The sequence below is a fragment of the Roseateles cavernae genome (assembly GCF_040187885.1).
Lineage (GTDB): Bacteria > Pseudomonadota > Gammaproteobacteria > Burkholderiales > Burkholderiaceae_C > Roseateles_E > Roseateles_E cavernae.
In genome coordinates this window covers 29,875-49,860 of record NZ_JBDPLH010000017.1, presented here as the reverse complement: position 1 = coordinate 49,860, position 19,986 = coordinate 29,875, and the positions used below count along the sequence as shown (strand labels likewise).

Sequence of the window (19,986 nt, the reverse complement as noted above, 5' to 3'; positions counted from 1 at the left end):
GGACGACACCAGGGCCGAGCCGACGACGATGCCGTCGACGCGGGCCACCATCAGCGCACCGCTGCCGCCGGCGCTGGTGGCGCTGGCGCGCACGGTGAGGCGATCCGTGAGGTTGGGTGCGGGCCAGGCCAGGCGCAGCGCGCCGTTGGCGTAGACGCTGGTGATGCCGGCGATGACGTTCTGGCCGTCGAAGGCGGCGTTGCCGTCGCCCTTGTCGTAGCTGACGATGGCGGCGGTGGGCAGCACGGCGGTGTCGGCGGTGCTGAGCTGCTGCACGTAGAGGTTGCGGTCCACGCCGTTGACGTTGGCGTCGTTGCTGTAGACCACGTCCACCAGGCTGCCGGGCTTGAGCGTGGGCACGGCCAGGGCGTAGTCGGTGGGCTGGGTGGCGCGCACCTCCACGCTGTCGGTGACCACGCCGTCCACCCGCAGCGACACCATCGCGCCGACGCCGCCTGCCACGTCGGCATGGGCTCGCAGGGTCACGGTGTCGGTCAGATTGGCGCTGGGCCAGGCGGCCGACAGATTGCCGCCGGTGTAGCTGACGCCGGAAGAGGACGGGGTGAGATAGGTCGAGCCGGCGATCAGATAGCTGACATTGAGCTGGCGGTCCGTGCTGCCGACGCTGCCGGGGTTGGCGAAGACCACGGCGNGCAGCGACACCATCGCGCCGACGCCGCCTGCCACGTCGGCATGGGCGCGCAGGGTCAGCAGGGTCGGTCCGCTCTCGGACGAGGCGGTCGCAGGCGCCGTGACAACGGGAACTACCACCCTGGCCGCCGTGGCCGTCGTGGCAGCGGGCTTGGCGACCGATGTGGCAGAGGTGTTCGGCGTGGATTGGCGCGGCGCAGCGACCGGGCCGGTCCCGGCGTCACCGCCGCCGCTGTAAGCGGCGATCGCCACGCAGGTGGCAAAGAGGGCGGCGAGGGAGGCCGTGCGAATCAGCGAGGCGCTGAGGAGCTGTTGCAGCATGGTCGTACTACCCAAGTTGAGACTTACAGCACCCGTCGTCGTGCGGAAGATCTGTTGTAGGTATTTTCGGCAGTCGGGTCTATGCATTCAGTGAGATCGAGCACGCTTGGGCGTACCAAGGGGTAAGGCATTGCAACGCCGGTGAATTACTACCGCTGCCGGGATCCTCAGGTTGCGGTTTCAGGGCCTGGCTGCGCCCACGCCGCTCCCCTGCCCTCGAAATAGGGGGCCACGCTCAGGTACCGGACAGGTGAGGTCCGGGCTGGGCGAGAATATCGTGCGCGCTTGGGGCTTTGTCGGTGATGGGTCTGCGAGCTGGTCGGTTCGGGTATTGGGAGATTGCGTTGAAAGTTCTTGTCACCGGCGCCGCCGGCTTTATCGGTATGCATGTGAGCCAGCTGCTGCTGGCGCGGGGCGATCAGGTCGTGGGCCTGGACAATCTGAACAACTATTACGATGTGCAACTCAAGCACGACCGGCTGGCGCGGCTGACGGGCAAGCCGGGCTTCGAGTTCGTCAAGCTCGATGTGGCCGACCGCGAGGGCATGGCCAAGCTGTTCGCCGAGGGGCGCTTCGACCGTGTCGTGCATCTGGCCGCCCAGGCCGGCGTGCGCTACTCGATCGAGAATCCGCACGCCTATATCGACAGCAATATCGTCGGCTTCACCAATATCCTGGAGGGCTGCCGCCACAGCGGCGTGCAGCACCTGGCCTATGCGTCGAGCTCCAGCGTCTATGGTGGCAACACGCTGATGCCGTTCTCGGAGCATCACAGCGTCGACCATCCGGTCAGCCTGTATGCGGCCACCAAGAAGGCCAATGAGCTGATGGCCCACACCTACAGCCATCTGTTCGGCCTGCCGACCACGGGGCTGCGCTTCTTCACGGTCTACGGACCCTGGGGCCGGCCGGACATGGCACTGTTCCTGTTCACCAAGGCCATCCTGGAAGGCCGCCCCATCAACGTGTTCAACCACGGCAAGATGGTGCGCGACTTCACCTATATCGACGATATCGCCGAGGGCGTGGTGCGGGTGCTGGACCGGCCGGCGACGGCTGATCCCGAGTACGACGCCGTCAAGAGCGACCCGGCGCGCTCCAATGTGCCGTACCGCGTCTTCAATATCGGCAACCACGCGCCCATCCAGCTGATGGCCTTTGTCGAGGCGATCGAGAAGGCCATCGGCCGCGAGGCGGTGAAGAACTTCATGCCGCTGCAGGACGGCGATGTGCCGGCCACCCATGCCGATGTCGAGGAACTGGCCGAATGGACCGGTTTCAGGCCGGCGATGCCGGTGCCCGAGGGCGTGCAGCGTTTTGTCTCCTGGTACCGGGACTATTTCAAGGTTTGAGGGCGACGCTCAGGCCTGTTGCGTCGGCTGGCAGGCCCCAGTCTTGCTACGGCATGGTGTATCGGCGCGCCGTTCCGGTGAAATGCCGTTACAAACTCGTCGCCAACTCCCGAGCTTGGCCGCCATCCATCGGGGACGATGTGGCTGTCACAAGGGTGCGACGGGCTGCACCTAGCATTGATCGATTTGTATTTTAGGGAGTTGTGAATGAAGGTCACCGCTATTGGTACCGGTTATGTGGGTTTGGTTACCGGGGCCTGTCTGGCCGAAATGGGCAACCATGTGGTCTGTCTGGATGTGAATCCGGAGAAGATCCGGGTGCTTAATGCGGGCGAGATCCCGATTCATGAGCCAGGGCTGCTGGAGGTGGTGCGCCGCAATGTAGCGGCCGGCCGCCTGCAGTTCACCACCGATGTGGATCTGGCCGTCAATCACGGCACCATCCTTTTCATCGGCGTGGGCACGCCGCCCGGCGAGGATGGCTCGGCCGATCTGCAATATGTGCTGGCGGCGGCGCGCTCGATCGGCGCCCGCATGACGGACTACAAGGTCATCGTCGACAAGAGCACGGTGCCGGTGGGCACGGCCGACAAAGTCAAGGCGGCGATTGCCGAGGAATTGGCCAAGCGCGGCGTCGAGGTGTCGTTCTCGGTGGTCTCCAACCCCGAGTTCCTGAAGGAGGGGGCTGCGGTGGAGGACTTCATGCGGCCCGACCGCATCATTGTCGGCTCCGACGACGAGCAAGCCACGCTGATGATGCGTGCCATCTATGCGCCCTTCACCCGCAACCATGATCGCCTGCTGGTGATGGATCTGCGCAGCGCCGAGTTCACCAAGTACGCAGCCAACGCGATGCTGGCCACCCGTATCAGCTTCATGAACGAGCTGGCACTGCTGGCCGAGAAGGTGGGCGCGGACATCGAGTTGGTGCGTCGTGGCATCGGCTCGGATCCACGCATCGGCTTCCAGTTCCTCTATGCCGGTGCCGGCTACGGTGGTTCCTGTTTCCCCAAGGATGTGAAGGCGCTGATTCGCATCGGCCGCGAGCATGCGCAGAATCTGCATGTGCTCAATGCGGTGGAGGCCGCCAACGATCGCCAGAAGCTGGTGCTGGTGGACAAGATCGTGGCGCGCTTCGGCGAGGACCTGACCGGCAAGCGCTTTGCGATGTGGGGCCTTGCGTTCAAGCCCAATACCGACGATATGCGCGAGGCGCCCTCGCTGGTCATCATCGACGAACTGGTCCGTCGCGGTGCCGCAGTGGCGGCCTACGACCCGGTGGCCATGAGCGAGGCGCGCCATTTGCTGGAGGGTGTGCAGGGTGTGAGTTTCTGCGAGCGAGCCGAGCATGCGCTGCAGGGCTCCGAGGCACTGATCCTGGTGACCGAGTGGAAGGAGTTCCGAACGCCTGACTTCGACGGCATCAAGGCCGCGCTGGTGCAGCCGGTGATTTTTGACGGACGCAATCTGTATGAACCGGCCCTGATGAAGAACCTGGGCATTGAGCACTATGGCATCGGCCGCAGTGCCAGCCCTGTGGCGTCCTGATGAGGTTGGCCTTGCGTTGCTTGCCCCTGTTTTCTGAATTGTTTGAAGGGAGTTCCCGATGGCAAAAGCAATGATTCTGGCTGCCGGCCAAGGCACGCGGGTGAGGCCGCTGACCAAGCACACGCCCAAGCCCATGGTGCCCATCCTGGGCAAGCCGGTGATGGCCTATCTGATCGAGCATCTGGCGCGCTACGACGTCAAGCAGATCATGGTCAATGTGGCCTTCATGCACTGGAAGATCGAGAACTACTTCGGCGACGGCGAGCGCTGGGGCGTCGAGCTGGGCTATAGCTACGAAGGCGTGCGGGAGCAGGGCGAGGTGGTGTGCAAGCCGGTCGGCTCGGCCGGCGGCATGCGCAAGATCCAGGACTTCGGTGGTTTCTTTGACGAGACCTTCATCGTGTTGTGCGGCGACGCCATCATCGACCTGGACATTGAGGCCGCGCTGGCCGAGCACAAGGCCAAGGGTGCGATCGCCAGCGTCGTGACCCTGGATGTGCCGCGCTCGGAGACCAAGAACTACGGCATTGTCGTGGCCGACGCCGACGGCCGGGTGACCTCCTTCCAGGAGAAGCCTAAGCCCGAGGAGGCCAAGAGCACCCTGGCCTCCACCGGCATCTACATCTTCGAGCCGGCGGTGCTGGACCTGATCCCGCCGGGCCTCGAGTTCGATATCGGCAGCGATCTGTTCCCGCTGCTGGTCGAGAAGGGCCTGCCCTTCTATGCGCAGAACCGGCCCTTCGAGTGGATCGATATCGGCCGGGTGGCGGACTATTGGGCCGTGACGCAGCGGGTGCTGGCCGGCGAGGTGGCGCAGTTGCAGGTGCCGGGCCGCGAGGTGCGCCCGCAGGTGTGGGTGGGCCTGAACACCTCGGTGGACTGGGACAAGGTGCAGATCGAGGGGCCGGTGTATATCGGCTCGAACGTGCGCATCGAGGCCGGTGCCAAGGTGGTGGGCCCGACCTGGATAGGCCACGGCTCGCATCTGCGCGGCGGCTGCACGGTGGAGCGCTCGGTGCTGATCGAGCACACCCGCATCGGCGAGGGCATGCTGGTGCAGGAGATGATCATGTCGCCGCAGTACTGCGTGGACCGTAGCGGCCATACCAGCTATGTGGGCGATGAGATCACACCCTTGCGCTGGGGCGATGCGCGCGCCTGAGCGCTAACCTGGCGGCCCATGGGGCCGCTGCTATCGCGTTGGCCTATGGCCGGCGAAGGCGCTGGGTATCGAGCATCATGGCATCGGGCGAGGGCGACCGGAGGGCCCCGCCCCACAGCCTTCAGTCGAAGTACTTGGCCTCGGCCAGCAGCGGCGCCTTCGCATCCTTGTCGGCCAGCAACGGCGCGACGCCGGTGGCGGGCCATTGGATGCCGATGGCCGGATCGTCCCAGCGCACGCAGCCCTCGGCCTGTGGTGCATAGGTGTCGGTGGTCTTGTAGAGAAAGTCCGCCGTCTCGCTGAGCACCAGGAAGCCATGGGCAAAGCCCGGCGGTATCCACAGCTGCCTGTGGTTCTCGGCCGTCAGCTCCACGCCTTCCCAGCGCCCGAAATTGGGGCTGGACTTGCGCATGTCCACGGCCACATCGAAGACCGCGCCGCTGACCACCCGCACCAACTTGCCCTGGGCATGGGGCGGCAGCTGGTAGTGCAGGCCGCGCAGCACGCCACGGGCCGAGCGCGAGTGGTTGTCCTGCACAAAGCGAACGTCGTAGCCGACCGCCTGGTTGAAGACGGCCTCGTTCCAGCTCTCGGTGAAGAAGCCACGGGCATCGCCGAAGACCTTGGGTTCGACGATCAGGACTTCGGGCAGGGAGGTGGGGGTGATCTTCATCGGGTAGCCGCTCAGAAGGCGCGGTCGTTCAGGAGTTTTTGCAGGTACTGGCCGTAGCCGTTCTTCAAGAGCGGCTTGGCCAACGCTTCGAGCTGCTCGGCGGTGATCCAGCCGGAGCGGAAGGCGATTTCCTCGGGGCAGGCGACCTTCAGGCCCTGGCGCTTTTCCAGCGTGGCGATGAACTGGCCGGCCTCGAGCAGGCTGTCGTGGGTGCCGGTGTCCAGCCAGGCATAGCCGCGGCCCATGATCTCGACCTGCAACTGGCCCTGTTTCAGGTATTGCGCATTGACGTCGGTGATCTCGAGCTCGCCGCGCGGGCTGGGCTTGATCGCGGCGGCGATATCGCAGACTTGGCTGTCATAGAAGTACAGGCCGGTGACCGCGTAATTGCTTTTCGGGGCCTTGGGCTTTTCTTCGATGGACAGGGCTTGCTGCTGCGCGTCGAACTCGACCACGCCATAGCGCTCGGGGTCGGTGACGTGGTAGGCGAACACGCTGGCGCCGCTGGTCTGCGCGGTGGCGTTGCTCAGCAGACCCTGGAAGTCATGGCCGTAGTAGATGTTGTCGCCCAGCACCAGGGCGCTGGGCGCGCCATCGATGAAATCCTTGCCGAGGATGAAGGCCTGGGCCAGGCCGTCGGGACTGGGCTGCACGCAGTAGCTGATGTTCAGTCCCCAGCGACGGCCGTCGCCCAGCAAGGCCTCGAAGCGCGGCGTGTCCTGCGGCGTGCTGATCAGGAGGATGTCGCGGATGCCGGCCAGCATCAGGGTGGACAGCGGGTAGTAGACCATCGGCTTGTCATAGACCGGCAGCAACTGCTTGCTCATCGCCAGGGTGGCGGGGTGCAGCCGGGTGCCGGAGCCACCGGCGAGGATGATGCCTTTGCGGTTCTTCATCAGAATTCCCTTCAGAGTATTTCGTGGAGCATGCGTTCGACGCCCTGCTGCCAATGCGGCAGGGCCAGGCCGAAGCGCTGCTGCAGCTTGGCGTTGGCCAGGCGCGAGTTCAGCGGGCGCGTTGCCGGGGTCGGGTAGTCGCTGGTAGGAATGGCCAGCACCTGATCGGGCGCGACCTTGACGGGCTTGCCGCGCGCTCTGGCGAACTCGATCACATACTGCGCATAGGCATGCCAACTGGTCTCGCCGCTGGCCACCGCGTGGTAGGTGCCGGCCAGCGCGGCCTGGGCACGGGTGGCGCGGATCATGTGGGCGCTGAGGTCGGCCAGCAGGTCGGCGCCGGTGGGCGCGCCGATCTGGTCGGCAATCACCTTGAGCTGTTCGCGCTCGGCGGCCAGGCGCAGCATGGTCTTGGCGAAGTTGCCGCCGCGCGCCGCATAGACCCAGCTGGTGCGCAGGATCAGGTGCTGGCAGCCGCTGGCGCGTATGGCCTGTTCGCCATCGAGCTTGGTTTGGCCATAGACGCTCAGCGGCGCGGTCGGGGCATCTTCGGCGCGGACCTCGCTGCCGCTGCCGTCGAACACATAGTCGGTGCTGTAGTGCAGCAGCAGCGCGCCCAGGGCCTTGGCCTCCAGCGCCAGCCGGGCCGGGGCCAGCATATTGATCTGGCGCGCCAGCTCGGGCTCGCTCTCGGCCTTGTCGACGGCGGTGTAGGCGGCCGCATTGACGATGACTTGCGGCGCCTGGGCGCGCACGGTGGCGGTCAAGGCCTCGATGTCGGCCAGATCGGCACCTTGATGGCGGTCCAGCGCGACCAATTCGCCCAGCGGCGCCAAGGCGCGCTGCAACTCCCAGCCGACCTGGCCGTTCTTGCCCAGCAGCAGAATCTTCATGCGTGTCGTTCCTCAGGCGCCGTACTGCTGGGAGACCCAGTCGCGGTAGCTGCCGGACTGCACATGCTGGACCCAGTCGGGATGATCCAGATACCACTGCACGGTCTTGCGGATGCCGGTCTCGAAGGTCTCGGCCGGGCGCCAGCCCAGCTCGCGCTCGATCTTGCGGGCGTCGATCGCGTAGCGGCGATCGTGGCCGGGGCGGTCGGTGACGTAGGTGATCAGGCGGGCATAGGGGCCTGCCGCATCGGGGCGCAACTCGTCGAGCAGGGCGCAGACCGTCTTGACGATGTCGATATTGGCCTTCTCGTTCCAGCCGCCGACGTTGTAGACCTCGCCGGGCTTGCCGCCGGCCAGCACGGCGCGGATCGCGCTGGCGTGGTCGGTGACGTAGAGCCAATCGCGGATCTGCTGGCCGTCGCCATAGACCGGCAGCGGTTTGCTGGCCAGTGCGTTGACGATCATCAGCGGGATCAGCTTCTCGGGGAAGTGATAGGGGCCGTAGTTGTTGCTGCAGTTGGTGGTCAGCACCGGCAGGCCGTAGGTATGGTGCCAGGCGCGCACCAGATGGTCGCTGGCGGCCTTGCTGGCCGAGTAGGGACTGTTGGGCTCGTAGGTCTTGGTCTCGGCGAAGGCGGGGTCGTCCTTGGCCAGCGAGCCATAGACCTCGTCGGTCGAGACATGGTGAAAGCGGAACGCGGCTTTCTCCCCTTCGGGCAGCGGGCTCCAGTAGGCGCGCGCGGCTTCGAGCAGGGTGTATGTGCCCTCGATATTGGTGCGCATGAAGGCGCCGGGGCCACTGATCGAGCGGTCCACATGGCTCTCTGCGGCGAAATGCACGATGGCGCGCGGGCGGTGCTCGGCCAGCAGCGTGTCGATCAGCGCACGGTCGCAGATATCGCCCTGCACAAACACATGGCGGGCGTCGCCCTGCAGGCTGGCCAGGTTCTCGAGATTGCCGGCATAGGTCAGCGCATCGAGATTGATGATTTTCTCGTCGGACTGGCGCAGCCAGTCGAGCACGAAGTTGCTGCCGATGAAGCCGGCGCCGCCGGTGACGAGGAGGGTCATGTCTTGCTCACTTCTTGAATTGCTTGCTTATTTGCGGCCATAGGTGTCTTCGAAGCGCACGATGTCGTCCTCGCCCAGATAGGAACCGGACTGCACCTCGATGATCTCCAGCGGCAGCTTGCCGGGATTGGCCAGGCGGTGGGTCTGGCCCAGCGGGATATAGGTGCTCTGGTTCTCGGTCAGCAGAATGACCTTGTCGCCGTTGGTGACCTCGGCGGTGCCGGAGACGACGATCCAGTGCTCGGCGCGGTGGTGGTGCATCTGCAGGCTCAGCGTCGCGCCGGGCTTGACCATGATGCGCTTGACCTGGAAACGCTCGCCCATATCGATGCTGTCATACCAGCCCCAGGGGCGGTGGACCTTGCGGTGCAGGGTCTGCTCGCCACGCTGGTTGGCATCGAGTTGCTGGACGATCTTCTTGACGTCCTGGCTCTTGCTGCGGTCGGCCACCAGCACGGCGTCCGCCGTCTCGACGACGACGATGTCATCGAGGCCGACCACGCTGACCAGACGGCTGGTCGCGTGCACCAGGGTGTTGCGGCTGTCCTTGACGATGGCGTCGCCGCGGCTGGCGTTGCCGTCGGCGTCCTTGGCGGTGACCTGCCAGACCGCCTCCCAGGCGCCCAGGTCATTCCAGCCGGCATCGAGCTCGACCATGGCCAGTGGAATGTCGCTGCCGGGGCAGCGCTCCATCACCGCATAGTCAACCGATTCGCTGGGCACGGCGGCGAACTCGGCCTTGCCCGGGCGCACGAACTTGTCGTCTTCTTTGCGTGCCGCGAAGGCGGCACGGGTGGCCTCCAGGATGTCGGGGCGGAAGCGCTGCAAGGCCTTGAGCCAGGTGCTGGCGCGCAGCACGAACATGCCGCTGTTCCAGTAGTAGCTGCCACTGCGCAGATAGCCCTCGGCGGTGACCAGATCGGGTTTCTCGACGAACTGGGCCACAGCCAGGCCGGCGCCGGCCGCCTCGGCGCGGATATAGCCATAGCCGGTCTCGGGCCGGTCCGGCGTGATGCCCAGGATCACGATGGCGCCGTCGGCGGCGCGGCGCACAGCCTGCTGCAGCGCGGCGGTAAAGGCCGCGGGCTGGGTGACGGTCTGGTCGGCCGGTGTCACCACCAGCACCGGGTCCGCGCCTCCTTCCATCGCCTGCAAGGCGGCCAAAGTCATCGCCGGTGCGGTATTGCGGCCCATCGGTTCCAGCAGCACGGCGCTGGGTTCGGCCCTGGTTTCGCGCAGCTGATCGAGCACCAGGAAGCGGTGCTCCTCGTTGCCGACGATCAGCGGGCCGGCCAGTGCCAGATCGGACGCGGCCAGCGCGGCGAGCCGGGTGGCCGCCTGCTGGAACAGGCTGGTATTGCCCTCCAGCACCAGGAACTGCTTGGGGTAGCCGGCCCGCGACAGCGGCCACAGCCGCGTGCCGCTGCCGCCGGCCATGATGACGGGTTGGACTTGGATCGTGCTCATTCTTCGTATCCCTTGGGGTTCATGCTTTGCCAGCGCCAGCTGTCCTCGCACATGCGGTCGAGGTCGTGTTTGGCCTCCCAGCCAAGCAGCTGACGTGCCAGCGTGGGGTCGGCATAGCAGGCGGCCACGTCGCCAGGGCGGCGCGGCGCGATTTTGTAGGGCACGGCTTTGCCGCTGGCTGCCTCGAAGGCGCGCACGACCTCCAGCACGCTGTAGCCGCGGCCGGTGCCCAGATTGGCGGTGATCGAGTCGCGGCCGTCGAGCAGGAAGCGCAGCGCCGCGACATGGCCCTCGGCCAGATCGCTCACATGGATGTAATCGCGCACGCCGGTGCCGTCCGGCGTGTCGTAGTCGCTGCCGAAGACCTGCAGCTCGGCCCGTCGACCCACGGCCACCTGGGTCACATAAGGCATCAGATTGTTCGGGATGCCGCGCGGGTCTTCGCCGATCAGGCCGCTCTCGTGCGCGCCGACCGGGTTGAAATAACGCAGCGCGGCGGTCTGCCAATTCGGCTCGGCCTCACCCAGGTCGCGCAGAATCGTCTCGCCCATCAGCTTGGTGGCGCCGTAGGGGTTGACGGCCGACAGCGGCGCGTCTTCGCGCAGTGGCAGCGACTCGGGCGCACCGTAGACGGTGGCGCTGGAGCTGAAGACGATGCGCTCGCAGCCATGGCGGCGCATGGTCTCGCAGGTGTTGACCAGGCCGCCGAGATTGTTGCGGTAATAGGCCAGCGGCATCGCGGTGGACTCGCCGACCGCCTTGAAGGCGGCGAAATGCACGACCGCAGCGGGCTTGTGGCGGGCGAACACCGCCTCCATCGCTGCCGCGTCGCAGACATCGGCGCGCTCGAACTCGGGCGTGCTGCCGCCGAGCCGGGCCAGCCGCTTCAGCACCTCGGGCGAGCTGTTGGAGAAGTCGTCGACGCCGACCACCTCGTGCCCGGCCGCCAGCAGGGCCAGCCAGGTGTGCGAGGCGATATAGCCGGTCGCGCCGGTCAGCAGGATTTTTTGGCTCATTGCTGCGATCCCTCAGCGCACCATCAGCTGCGCGTAGCAGCCGTAGCTATTGGCGCTGTACGGCGTGGACAGCGTGGACAGGCCGGTGCGCTTGTCGCGGTTGAGCTGGCAGCCCAGGGTCGTGCTGCGGTTCACCGCCCAGCGGCCGCCCAAGCTCAGCGTGGTGGTCTTGTCGCCGGACTTGAGTTGCGTGTTGAGGAAGGGATCGGTGAGGTCACGGTCGGCCAGGCTGAGGCCGGCGTCGAGCATGATCTTGCCGGTCAGCTCGTAGCTGGCATTGACCGAGGCGCTGGTCGTGATACGGCTGTAGTCGCTGATCAGGCCGTTGGTCGAGAACGAGGTCTCATCGCCGCTGTCCCGCATCAGATTGCTGTTGATCAGCAGCTTGGCCGTGGGCTGCCACTTCCAGCTGATGCTGCCGGTACCACCGGAGAAGTCGCGCGACGAGGCCTGGCTGGCGTCGCGTTTGCTAAAGCTCAGCCGGCCCGTCAGCGTGCTGGCCCCACTGGCCACCCAGGTGCCGGTCAGGTCGATGTCCTTGCGGGTGTAGTCATCGGCCTCAAAGCCATTGGTGACCGGCCTGAAATGCGGGTACTTGCCGTCCGTGTAGCGACCCGCGACGCCCAGGCTCAGCGCGCTGCTGGGCCGGTAGGTGACGCCCAGCGAGACGGCGTTCTGGCTGTAGTCATAGCGGTCGTACTCGCTGGCCGAGTAGTCGCGCCGGCGGTGCGTCAGCGAACCGTCCAGCGACAGCAGCGACACCAGGCCGTAGCGCACCGAGGCGCGGGCCTGGTCGGTTTGCTCGATGTTCTTCTTGGTGATGTTCGGCGCGCCATTGCCGGGATTGAACTGCGCCAGGCTGCGGTTCGAGTTGACGCTCAGCTGGCCCGACAGCCGCTCTATCGTTTGCCAATCAACACCTGCATTCAATGCGTAACCGTTGTTACGCAGCGTTCTGTTGTTTTCATAGTGATTGGCGCGGATCGAGGCATCGCCGAACAGGCGCTGGCGGCCAATGCGCTGGTCCAGGCCGGCCAGCAGGGTGGCGGTGGTGACGTTGTCGCTATTGCTCGGCTGGCCCGGTGTGCTGCGGTAGATATTCGACACATGGGTCACACCCAAGGAGGCGCCAAGGTAGTAAGGGCTTTGCTGGGCCAGGGCCGGCAGCGCGCACAGCAGGCTCGCGGCCAGCAGGGTATATCGGTGTTGCGCCATATTCATCCAATCCTCAATTCAATTCGGTGCCGCGCGGCGCGCCATCAATAAGCGTGGCGGTCAAAAAGTACCAGACGCACGGTGCGCACGATGATTTGCAAATCCAGGCCCAGCGACCAATTGCGCAGATATTCGAGGTCATATTCGACCCGGGCTTTCATCTTGTCTATCGTGTCGGTTTCGCCGCGCAGGCCATTCACCTGGGCCCAGCCGGTGATACCCGGCTTGACCTTGTGGCGCACCATATAGGCCTTGATCAGCTGGCGATATTCCTCGTTGTGCGCGACCGCATGCGGGCGCGGCCCGACGATACTCATGCGGCCCTGCAGCACATTGATGAACTGCGGCAACTCGTCCAGCGAGGTGCGCCGGATGAAGGCGCCGAACTTGGTGATGCGCGGGTCGCCCTTGGTGGCCTGCTTGACCACCGTGCCGTTGTCCATGGCGCGCATCGAACGGAACTTGTAGACGATGATCTCCTCGCCATCGAGGCCGTTACGGCGCTGTTTGAAGATGATGGGGCCGGGCGAGCTCAGCTTCACGCCGATCGCCAGGGCCAGCATGATGGGCGAGATCAGCACCAGGATGAGGCTGGCCAGCACCATATCGCTGATGCGCTTGATCAGTTCGTTGGTGCCGGTGAACGGGGTTTCGCAGATACCCACCACCGGCACGCCATTCATGTCCTGCAGACGGCCCTGGATGATGGAAATGCCGAACACATCGGGCACGAAGAAGAGGGACGCGGTCGTGCCCTGCAACTGCTCCAGCAACTGCACGATGCGCGGCTGCGAACCCAGCGGCAAGGTGATGTAGACCTCGCGCACGCCCAGGGCGCGCACCTGCTCGCTGACCTGGGCCAGCGTGCCCAGCAGCCGGTTGCTGGCGTCGGGGTGCAGGCGCTCGTCCTGGCGGTCATCGAAGTAGCCGAGGAAATCGATGCCGCTGTCGCTGCCATCGCGCAGCGCCCGTGCCACCTTGGCACCCAGCGGCCCGGCGCCGACGATCACGGCGGAGCGCCGCGCCTCGGGGCGCGCGCCCATCCAGCGGCGCAGGCGCCGGCCGATCTCGACGGCCACCATCTGCGCCAGCGGCGTGATGATGGCCCACCACAGCAGCACCTCGTTCTCGAAATAACCCATCGAGCTGGTGGCATAGCCGCACAGCGCCAGAATCGCCAGCAGCATGAGCCAGGAGCTCAGCACATCGATGCCGGCGCTGGCTGGATGCTCGGCAAAACGATTGCGGCCCGGAAATGTCAGTGCAAATATCAGCAGGCACAGCGTCAGTGTGGAGCGCAATACCGGTTCGTCGAAGAAGGCGTTGACGAGCAGATAGCTCAGGACAATGATGCCGGGCTCCAGAAAAGCGGCGATCAAGGATTCGACCGATTGCGGTGCGCTATAGAAAGTTCTTTTGTAACTGCGATCCTCGAACATCGTCCTTTTGCTCCTGGGCGTAGGTTTGGGCCTTGCGAAATGCAATACCCGCCAACTCACGCGCCCGCAATCTGCCTCCCATGGTCAGATCACGGACCGCGAATTCTCCCTCAATTCCTGTGACACGCCGCTCGCGCCTCACCCCCCTAACTCGCTGGGTCCGCGCGCCTGCCTACAATCCGAAACATGCTTCAAGACTGGTCCCACCTCTTCGCCCCGGCCGTGCAGGATCGCATCTGCCTGTTGCTCAATCATGTCATCGGGCGCGAGGCGGCCGCGACGGCCCGCCTGGCTCCCCATGCCGGCCGCGCCGTGCTGGTGCATCTGCGGGGCTGGCCGGCGCTGCTGCCGCCGGCTCCCGATCTGGTGCTTAGCATTACTCGTGCCGGCCTGCTGGAGCGGCTTGACGCCGCGCCGGCTGAGGCCTTGCGCATCGAGCTCGAGGCCTCCAACCCGGCCCTGCTGGCCCTGGGCAGCCTGACCGGCGAGCGGCCCCAGGTCTCGGTGCAGGGCGACGCGGCGCTGGCCGGCGACATCAGCTGGCTGATGGACAATCTGCGCTGGGACATCGAGGACGATCTGGCCCAGCTGGTCGGCGCGATGCCGGCGCATCAGCTGGCGCGCTGGGGCCGCGCGGCGGCTCAGGGGCTGGCCACGCTGGCGCGCGGCGCGGCCGGCCTGATGCCCGGGGGCTCCTCCGGGCGCGGCGGCGCATGAGGTATTTCGCCCGCCTGCTGGTCATCGTCTGGACGGTGCTGCGCTTCGGGCTCGACGAGCTCGCGCTCTCGGGTTTCCGCCAGCGCCGCCTGCGCCTGCTGCGCCGCCTGATCTCGGTGGGCCGCAACTGGGACCAGCCGCGCGGCGTGCGCCTGCGCCTGGCGCTCGAGCATCTGGGGCCCATCTTCGTCAAGTTCGGCCAGGTGCTGTCGACCCGGCGCGATCTGGTCCCGGCCGACATCGTCGCCGAGCTCTCGCGGCTGCAGGACAATGTGCCGCCGTTCCCGGCCGCCTTGTCGCAGGCCCTGGTCGAGAAGGCCTTCGGCAAGCCGGTCGAGCAGCTGTTTAAGAGCTTCGATGCCGAGCCGGTGGCCAGTGCCTCGATCGCGCAGGTGCATTTCGCGGTGCTGCATGACGGCCGCGAGGTTGCGGTCAAGGTCTTGCGGCCCGGCATGCTGGACATCATCGAAGACGATATGGCCCTGCTGCGCACGGTGGCTGGCTGGGTCGAGCGGCTCTCGGCCGATGGCCGGCGCCTGAAGCCACGCGAGGTGGTGGCCGAGTTCGACACCTATCTGCATGACGAGCTCGATCTGGTGCGCGAGGCCGCCAACGCGGCCCAGCTGCGCCGCAATATGGCCGACCTGAATCTGGTGATGGTGCCGGAGATGCACTGGGAGCTGTGCAGCTCCGAGGTCATCGTGATGGAGCGCATGTCGGGCGTGCCGATCTCGCAGCTCGAGCGCCTGCGCACGGCCGGCATCGACATCAAGAAGCTGGCCCGCGACGGCGTCACGATCTTCTTCACCCAGGTGTTCCGCGACGGCTTCTTCCATGCCGATATGCACCCGGGCAATATCCAGGTCAGCCTGGACGCGGCCACCTTCGGCCGCTATATCGCGCTGGACTTCGGCATCATCGGCACGCTGACCGAGGTCGACAAGGAATACCTGGCACAGAACTTCATCGCCTTCTTCCGGCGCGACTACAAGCGCGTCGCCGAGCTGCATATCGCCTCGGGCTGGGTGCCGCCCCAGACCCGGGTCGATGAGCTGGAGAGCGCGGTGCGGGCCGTCTGCGAGCCGCATTTCGACCGGCCGCTGAAGGACATCTCGCTGGGCCAGGTGCTGATGCGTCTGTTCCAGACCTCGCGCCGCTTCAATGTCGAGATCCAGCCCCAGCTGGTGCTGCTGCAGAAGACGCTTTTGAATATCGAGGGCCTGGGTCGCCAGCTCGACCCCGATCTGGACCTCTGGGCCACGGCCAAGCCCTTTCTGGAGCGCTGGATGAACGAGCAGGTCGGCTGGCGCGCCTTCGTCAACCAGCTCACCAAGGAGGCGCCGCGCTATGCCCAGCTCTTCCCCGAGCTGCCACGGCTGCTGCATGACAGCCTGAAGAAGCAGGCCGGCCCGCAGGACAGCCAGCTGCTGTTGGCCCTGCTGCGCGAGCAGCGCCGCACCAACTGGCTGCTGCGCGCGGTGCTCTACACCGGCATCGGCTTCACCTTCGGCCTGGTGCTGGCCCAGATCCTGGTGCGCGGCGGTCTGCTGAGCTGAGCCAGGGCGCCTCAAAAAGCACCGAAAACCGCCGGACAAGCGGGCTTACACCGCTGTTGCCCGGCTCGGCTTTGCGCTTAGGCTCAGGGCGTGCTGACGCCTTGCCGCCTCCCCACCATCCATGCCTGGCTTGGTGCCGTGCTGTGCTGGCTCTTGCTCGCGCCGGCCTGGGCCGGCGCGCTGCAAACCCTGCGCTTTGACCATTGGCGCGCCGCGCAGGGGCTGGTGGATGAGGCCGTGGTCAGCGCGCTGCAGGACAGCCGTGGCCTGATGTGGCTGGGCACGACCGACGGCCTGCTGCGCCACGACGGCCGGCGTGCCCGCGTTTTCAGCGCCGACCCGGCCGACCCGGCCACGCTCAGCCATGTGCTGGTCTATGCGCTGCTGGAGGCGCCGGCCGGCACCTTGTGGGTAGGCACCGGCGCGGGGCTGGACCAGATCGATCTGGCCACCGACCGGCTGCGCCGCCACGCCTTGCCGGCCAGCCTGGCGCCGCAGCAGCGCCGGGTGCTGGGCCTGCTGGCCGGCCGCGAAGGGCGCTTGTGGGTCGCGGCCACCGGCGGCCTGTTCGGTTTCGATCCGGCTACTGGCCGCTTCAGCCTGGTGGCGCTGCCGCCCGGCCCTGGCGGGGCGGCCGAGCCGCTGCGCGCGATGATTGCCGATGGCGAAGAGGGCTTGTGGGTGGCGCTGGGCGCGCGGCTGCTGCGGCTCGGGCCGGACGGCCGACCGCGCCAGCAATGGCCGCTGGCGCCGGCGCCGGACGGTGGTGCGCCGGCGGTGCGCAGCCTGGCGCTCGACGGCCAGGGCCGGCTCTGGGTCGGCACCCATGCCGGCGTGCAGGTGCTCGATGCCCGCAGCGGCGAGATCAGCGATCTGCCGCGCCGGCTGGGACTGCCCGGCGACACGATTTACGCGCTGCGGCGCGATGCCGAGCAGTCGATCTGGATAGGCAGCGGCAGCCAGGGCCTGTGGCGCTGGCGCGCCGGCGCGCCGGCCGCCGAGCACTTCGGCCACCACGCGGCCATGCCCCACAGCCTCAGCCACGACGGTGTGGCCTCGATCTACCAGGACCGCAGCGGCGTACTGTGGGTCGGCACCTGGGGCGGCGGGCTCAATCTGGCCGATCTGGGCAGCGCCGGCTTTCGCAGCTATCTGGCGGTGCCCGGCGAGCCCGGCAGCCTGTCGCACCCCCAGGTGCAGGCGGTGCTGCCCGATGGCGCCTGGCATGCCTGGGTCGGCAGCTATGGCGGAGGCCTGAACCGGCTGCACCTGCCCAGCGGCGCGGTCGAGCGGCTGAGCGCCGCGCAGCTGCCGATCACCCATATCAAGGCCTTGCTGCAGCAGCCCGGCAAGGGGCTGTGGGTGGGCGGCGAGGGCGGGCTGTGGCTGCTGGAGTTGCCAGGGCGGCGGGCTCGCCGCATCGAGCTGGGCACGAGCTCGCCGGCTGGCCTGTCGATCAGTGCGATGCTGCTGGACGCCCAGGGCCGGCTCTGGGCCGCCAGCGCGGCCGGCCTGCACCGGCTCTCGCCCGATGGCAGCCTGCGGACCTTCCGCAGCAGTTCGGCGGCCCCAGCGCTCAGCCACGACACGATCGACTGCCTGCTGCAGGACCGCGAGGGCCGGCTGTGGGTGGGCAGCAAGGGCGGGCTGCAGCTCTGGGACGAGCGGCGCGAGGGCTTTGTCCAGCCGCTGCGGCCCGATGCGCAGATGCCGGCACCGCAGGAACTGATGGTGCAAAGCCTGCGCCAGGACGGCGCCGGCCGCCTTTGGCTGGGCACCCAGCTGGGGCTGTATCAGCTGATCGAGGAGGGCGGCAATTGGCGTCTGAAGTCCTGGCGCGGCGTGGCGGGCATGCCCAAGGGCTGGGTCAACAATCTGGAGGCCGCTGCCGACGGCGCACTCTGGATGAGCAGCCCGCAGGGCCTGCTGCGGCTCGACCCCAACCGTGGCCAGGCACGGCTCTATCCCTCGCGCAGCGGGCGTTTTGACGGTGCCTTCAATTTCGGCGCCTCGGCCCAGGGCAGCGATGGCAGCCTGTTCTACGGCGCCCAGGGCTTGCTGCACTTTCATCCGCAGGCGCTGCGCGACAACCCGACCGGGCCGGCGGTGCAGCTGTCCGATCTGCGCGTGTTCAATCGCTCGCTGCTGGCCGAGCCCCGGCCGGGCGAGCCGGCGCCGCTGCGCCTGCAGACGCCGCTGGCCGAGCTGCGCGAGCTGACGCTGAGCCACCGCGAGGCCATGCTCAGCTTCGAGCTGAGTGCGCTGCATTTCTACCAGCACGGCCTGTCGCGCTATGCCTGGCGGCTCGAAGGTTTCGATCAGGACTGGATCGAGGGCGCGGCGGGCGAGGGTCTGGCCACCTACACGAATCTGGATCCGGGCCGCTACCGCCTGTATGCGAAAGCGGCCAGCCCGGACGGGGTCTGGGGGCCACAGCGGCTGCTGCTGAGTCTGGAGATGACGCCGCCCTGGTGGCGTCATGCCGGCTTTCGCGTGGCCATGGCGCTGCTGCTGCTCTCGGCCCTGGCGCTGGCCTGGCGGCTGCGCCTGCGTGCGCTGCGCGCTGCGCAGCTGCGGCTGGAGAGCGAGGTGGCGCAGCGCACCGCCGAGGTGGAGCAGGAAAAGCGCGGCGCCGAGCGGGCCCGCCACAATATCGCGCTGCTCAGCGAGATCGGGCGCCAGATCACCGCCTCGCTGGATGCCGAGGCGATCTCGCAAACCCTGTACCGCCATGTCGAGGCCTTGATGGACGCCGGCGCCTTCGGCATCGGCCTGGTGCGCTGGGACGAGCGGCGCATCGACTTCGATTTCGTGATGCAGCGCGGCGAGCGCTTCAAGCCCTATCAGCGCAGCCTCGACGCGGCCGAGCAGCCGGCCACCCAATGCGTGCTGGGCGCGCGCGAGCTGCGCATCGGCGATCTCGATCGCGACAACCGCGAACTCGACGCCGTGACGCGCCAGCGTGTCGGCCAGCAGCGGCTGCAGCTGCAAAGCGGGGCCGAGCCGGGGCAGGCGCGTTCGGCCCTGTATGTGCCCATGCTGCTGAAGCAGCAGGTGGTCGGCGTCGTCAGTGTGCTCAGCGAACGCGCTGAGGCCTATACCGAGACCGATCTGGACATGCTGCGCACGCTGGGCGCCTATGCGGCGGTGGCGCTGGACAATGCCGAGGCCTACCGGCGCTTGCAGCTGACGCAGACCATGCTGGTGCAGCAGGAGAAGCTGGCGTCGCTGGGCGCGCTGGTGGCCGGCGTGGCCCATGAGCTGAACACACCGATAGGCAACAGCCTGCTGGTGGCCAGCACGCTGGACGACAACAGCCGCCGCTTTGCCGAGCAGGCCGGCAACGGCACGCTGCGGCGTTCCGAGCTGGAGCGCTTTTGCGCCAGCACCCAGGAGTCCGCCGGGCTGCTGGTGCGCAGCCTGGACAGCGCGGCCCGGCTGGTGGCCAGCTTCAAGCAGCTGGCGGTGGACCAGACCTCGGACCAGCGCCGCCGCTTCGAGCTGCGCAAGGTCTGCGAGGAGGTGGCGCTGACCCTGGCCAACCGCCTGCGCCGCGACGAGCACCAGCTGCGCCTGGAGGTGCCCGAGGGCCTGGTGATGGACAGCTATCCCGGCCCGCTGGGCCAGGTGCTGAGCAATCTGGTGCTCAATGCGCTGCTGCACGGCTTCGGCGAGCGCCCGGGCGGGCTGATGGTCTTGCAGGCACAGGCGCTGGGCAGCGCTCAGCTGCGGCTGCGCTTCAGCGACAACGGCGCCGGCATCGCGCCCGAGCATCTGGGCCGGGTCTTCGACCCCTTCTTCACCACCAAGCTGGGCAGCGGCGGCAGCGGCCTGGGCCTGCACATCTGCTACACCATCGTGCACTCGCTGCTGGGCGGCCAGATCAGCGTGCACAGCGAGGCCGGGCAGGGCTGCAGCTTCGAGCTGCTGCTGCCCCTGGTGGCGCCCAAGCCGCCGGCTGATTGAGCGTTTCGGAGGCCGGCACAGCTCTTGCTGAAGGCTGGCGGCC

At 67.1% G+C, this 19,986-nt stretch carries 15 protein-coding genes; 6 read left to right on the top strand and 9 right to left on the bottom strand.

Annotated elements, in window-relative coordinates; translation table 11 throughout:
- Positions 1 to 666: carbohydrate-binding domain-containing protein (locus ABGI63_RS24755; protein WP_432767470.1), on the bottom strand; the 666-nt coding region annotated here is incomplete at its 3' end.
- A 650-nt stretch (positions 667 to 1,316) separates the two neighbouring features.
- Here ABGI63_RS24755 and ABGI63_RS24750 point away from each other — a divergent pair.
- The 3 genes from ABGI63_RS24750 (at position 1,317) to ABGI63_RS24740 (ending at position 5,034) form a co-directional block, all read left to right on the top strand.
- Positions 1,317 to 2,324: an NAD-dependent epimerase gene (locus ABGI63_RS24750; RefSeq protein WP_349745226.1), complete on the top strand. Its 1,008-nt coding sequence runs from the start codon at positions 1,317 to 1,319 to the stop codon at positions 2,322 to 2,324.
- 207 nt (positions 2,325 to 2,531) lie between these two features.
- Complete coding sequence (locus tag ABGI63_RS24745) at positions 2,532 to 3,872, top strand: UDP-glucose dehydrogenase family protein (protein ID WP_349745225.1); 1,341 nt, start codon at positions 2,532 to 2,534, stop codon at positions 3,870 to 3,872.
- Positions 3,873 to 3,930: 58 nt separating this feature from the next.
- Positions 3,931 to 5,034, top strand: a complete 1,104-nt coding sequence (locus ABGI63_RS24740; protein WP_349745224.1) for a nucleotidyltransferase family protein — start codon at positions 3,931 to 3,933, stop codon at positions 5,032 to 5,034.
- 121 nt (positions 5,035 to 5,155) lie between these two features.
- Here ABGI63_RS24740 and rfbC read toward each other — a convergent pair whose 3' ends face one another.
- The 8 genes from rfbC to ABGI63_RS24700 are packed head-to-tail and all read right to left on the bottom strand — an operon-like array spanning position 5,156 to position 13,704.
- Complete coding sequence (gene rfbC, locus ABGI63_RS24735) at positions 5,156 to 5,707, bottom strand: dTDP-4-dehydrorhamnose 3,5-epimerase (protein WP_349745223.1); 552 nt, start codon at positions 5,705 to 5,707, stop codon at positions 5,156 to 5,158.
- Between the two features lie 11 nt (positions 5,708 to 5,718).
- Positions 5,719 to 6,603: a glucose-1-phosphate thymidylyltransferase RfbA gene (gene rfbA / locus ABGI63_RS24730; protein ID WP_349745222.1), complete on the bottom strand. Its 885-nt coding sequence runs from the start codon at positions 6,601 to 6,603 to the stop codon at positions 5,719 to 5,721.
- A gap of 11 nt (positions 6,604 to 6,614) precedes the next feature.
- Positions 6,615 to 7,496, bottom strand: a complete 882-nt coding sequence (gene rfbD, locus ABGI63_RS24725) for a dTDP-4-dehydrorhamnose reductase (RefSeq protein ID WP_349745221.1) — start codon at positions 7,494 to 7,496, stop codon at positions 6,615 to 6,617.
- Positions 7,497 to 7,508: 12 nt separating this feature from the next.
- On the bottom strand, positions 7,509 to 8,567 hold the full coding sequence (gene rfbB, locus ABGI63_RS24720) for a dTDP-glucose 4,6-dehydratase (RefSeq protein WP_349745220.1): 1,059 nt from the start codon (positions 8,565 to 8,567) through the stop codon (positions 7,509 to 7,511).
- Between the two features lie 27 nt (positions 8,568 to 8,594).
- Positions 8,595 to 10,034, bottom strand: a complete 1,440-nt coding sequence (locus ABGI63_RS24715; RefSeq protein WP_349745219.1) for a mannose-1-phosphate guanylyltransferase/mannose-6-phosphate isomerase — start codon at positions 10,032 to 10,034, stop codon at positions 8,595 to 8,597.
- Positions 10,031 to 11,050 (bottom strand): UDP-glucose 4-epimerase GalE, encoded by a 1,020-nt coding sequence (galE, locus tag ABGI63_RS24710; protein ID WP_349745218.1) that lies wholly within the window; start codon positions 11,048 to 11,050, stop codon positions 10,031 to 10,033. Before galE ends, ABGI63_RS24715 begins: the two co-directional genes overlap by 4 nt.
- Before the next feature lie 12 nt (positions 11,051 to 11,062).
- Positions 11,063 to 12,265, bottom strand: a complete 1,203-nt coding sequence (locus ABGI63_RS24705; RefSeq protein ID WP_349745217.1) for an outer membrane beta-barrel protein — start codon at positions 12,263 to 12,265, stop codon at positions 11,063 to 11,065.
- 44 nt (positions 12,266 to 12,309) lie between these two features.
- Positions 12,310 to 13,704 carry an undecaprenyl-phosphate glucose phosphotransferase gene (locus ABGI63_RS24700; RefSeq protein WP_349745216.1) on the bottom strand — a complete coding sequence of 465 codons (1,395 nt, stop codon included), beginning with the start codon at positions 13,702 to 13,704 and terminating at the stop codon, positions 12,310 to 12,312.
- Positions 13,705 to 13,890: 186 nt separating this feature from the next.
- Here ABGI63_RS24700 and ABGI63_RS24695 point away from each other — a divergent pair, with 186 nt between their 5' ends.
- The 3 genes from ABGI63_RS24695 to ABGI63_RS24685 all read left to right on the top strand — a co-directional run bounded on the left by ABGI63_RS24695 (position 13,891) and on the right by ABGI63_RS24685 (position 19,943).
- On the top strand, positions 13,891 to 14,421 hold the full coding sequence (locus tag ABGI63_RS24695) for a hypothetical protein (RefSeq protein ID WP_349745215.1): 531 nt from the start codon (positions 13,891 to 13,893) through the stop codon (positions 14,419 to 14,421).
- Complete coding sequence (gene ubiB / locus ABGI63_RS24690) at positions 14,418 to 15,977, top strand: ubiquinone biosynthesis regulatory protein kinase UbiB (protein ID WP_349745214.1); 1,560 nt, start codon at positions 14,418 to 14,420, stop codon at positions 15,975 to 15,977. The genes ABGI63_RS24695 and ubiB overlap by 4 nt, the downstream gene beginning before the upstream one ends.
- Before the next feature lie 90 nt (positions 15,978 to 16,067).
- Positions 16,068 to 19,943 carry a two-component regulator propeller domain-containing protein gene (locus ABGI63_RS24685; RefSeq protein WP_349745213.1) on the top strand — a complete coding sequence of 1,292 codons (3,876 nt, stop codon included), beginning with the start codon at positions 16,068 to 16,070 and terminating at the stop codon, positions 19,941 to 19,943.
- Positions 19,944 to 19,986: the final 43 nt, after the last annotated feature.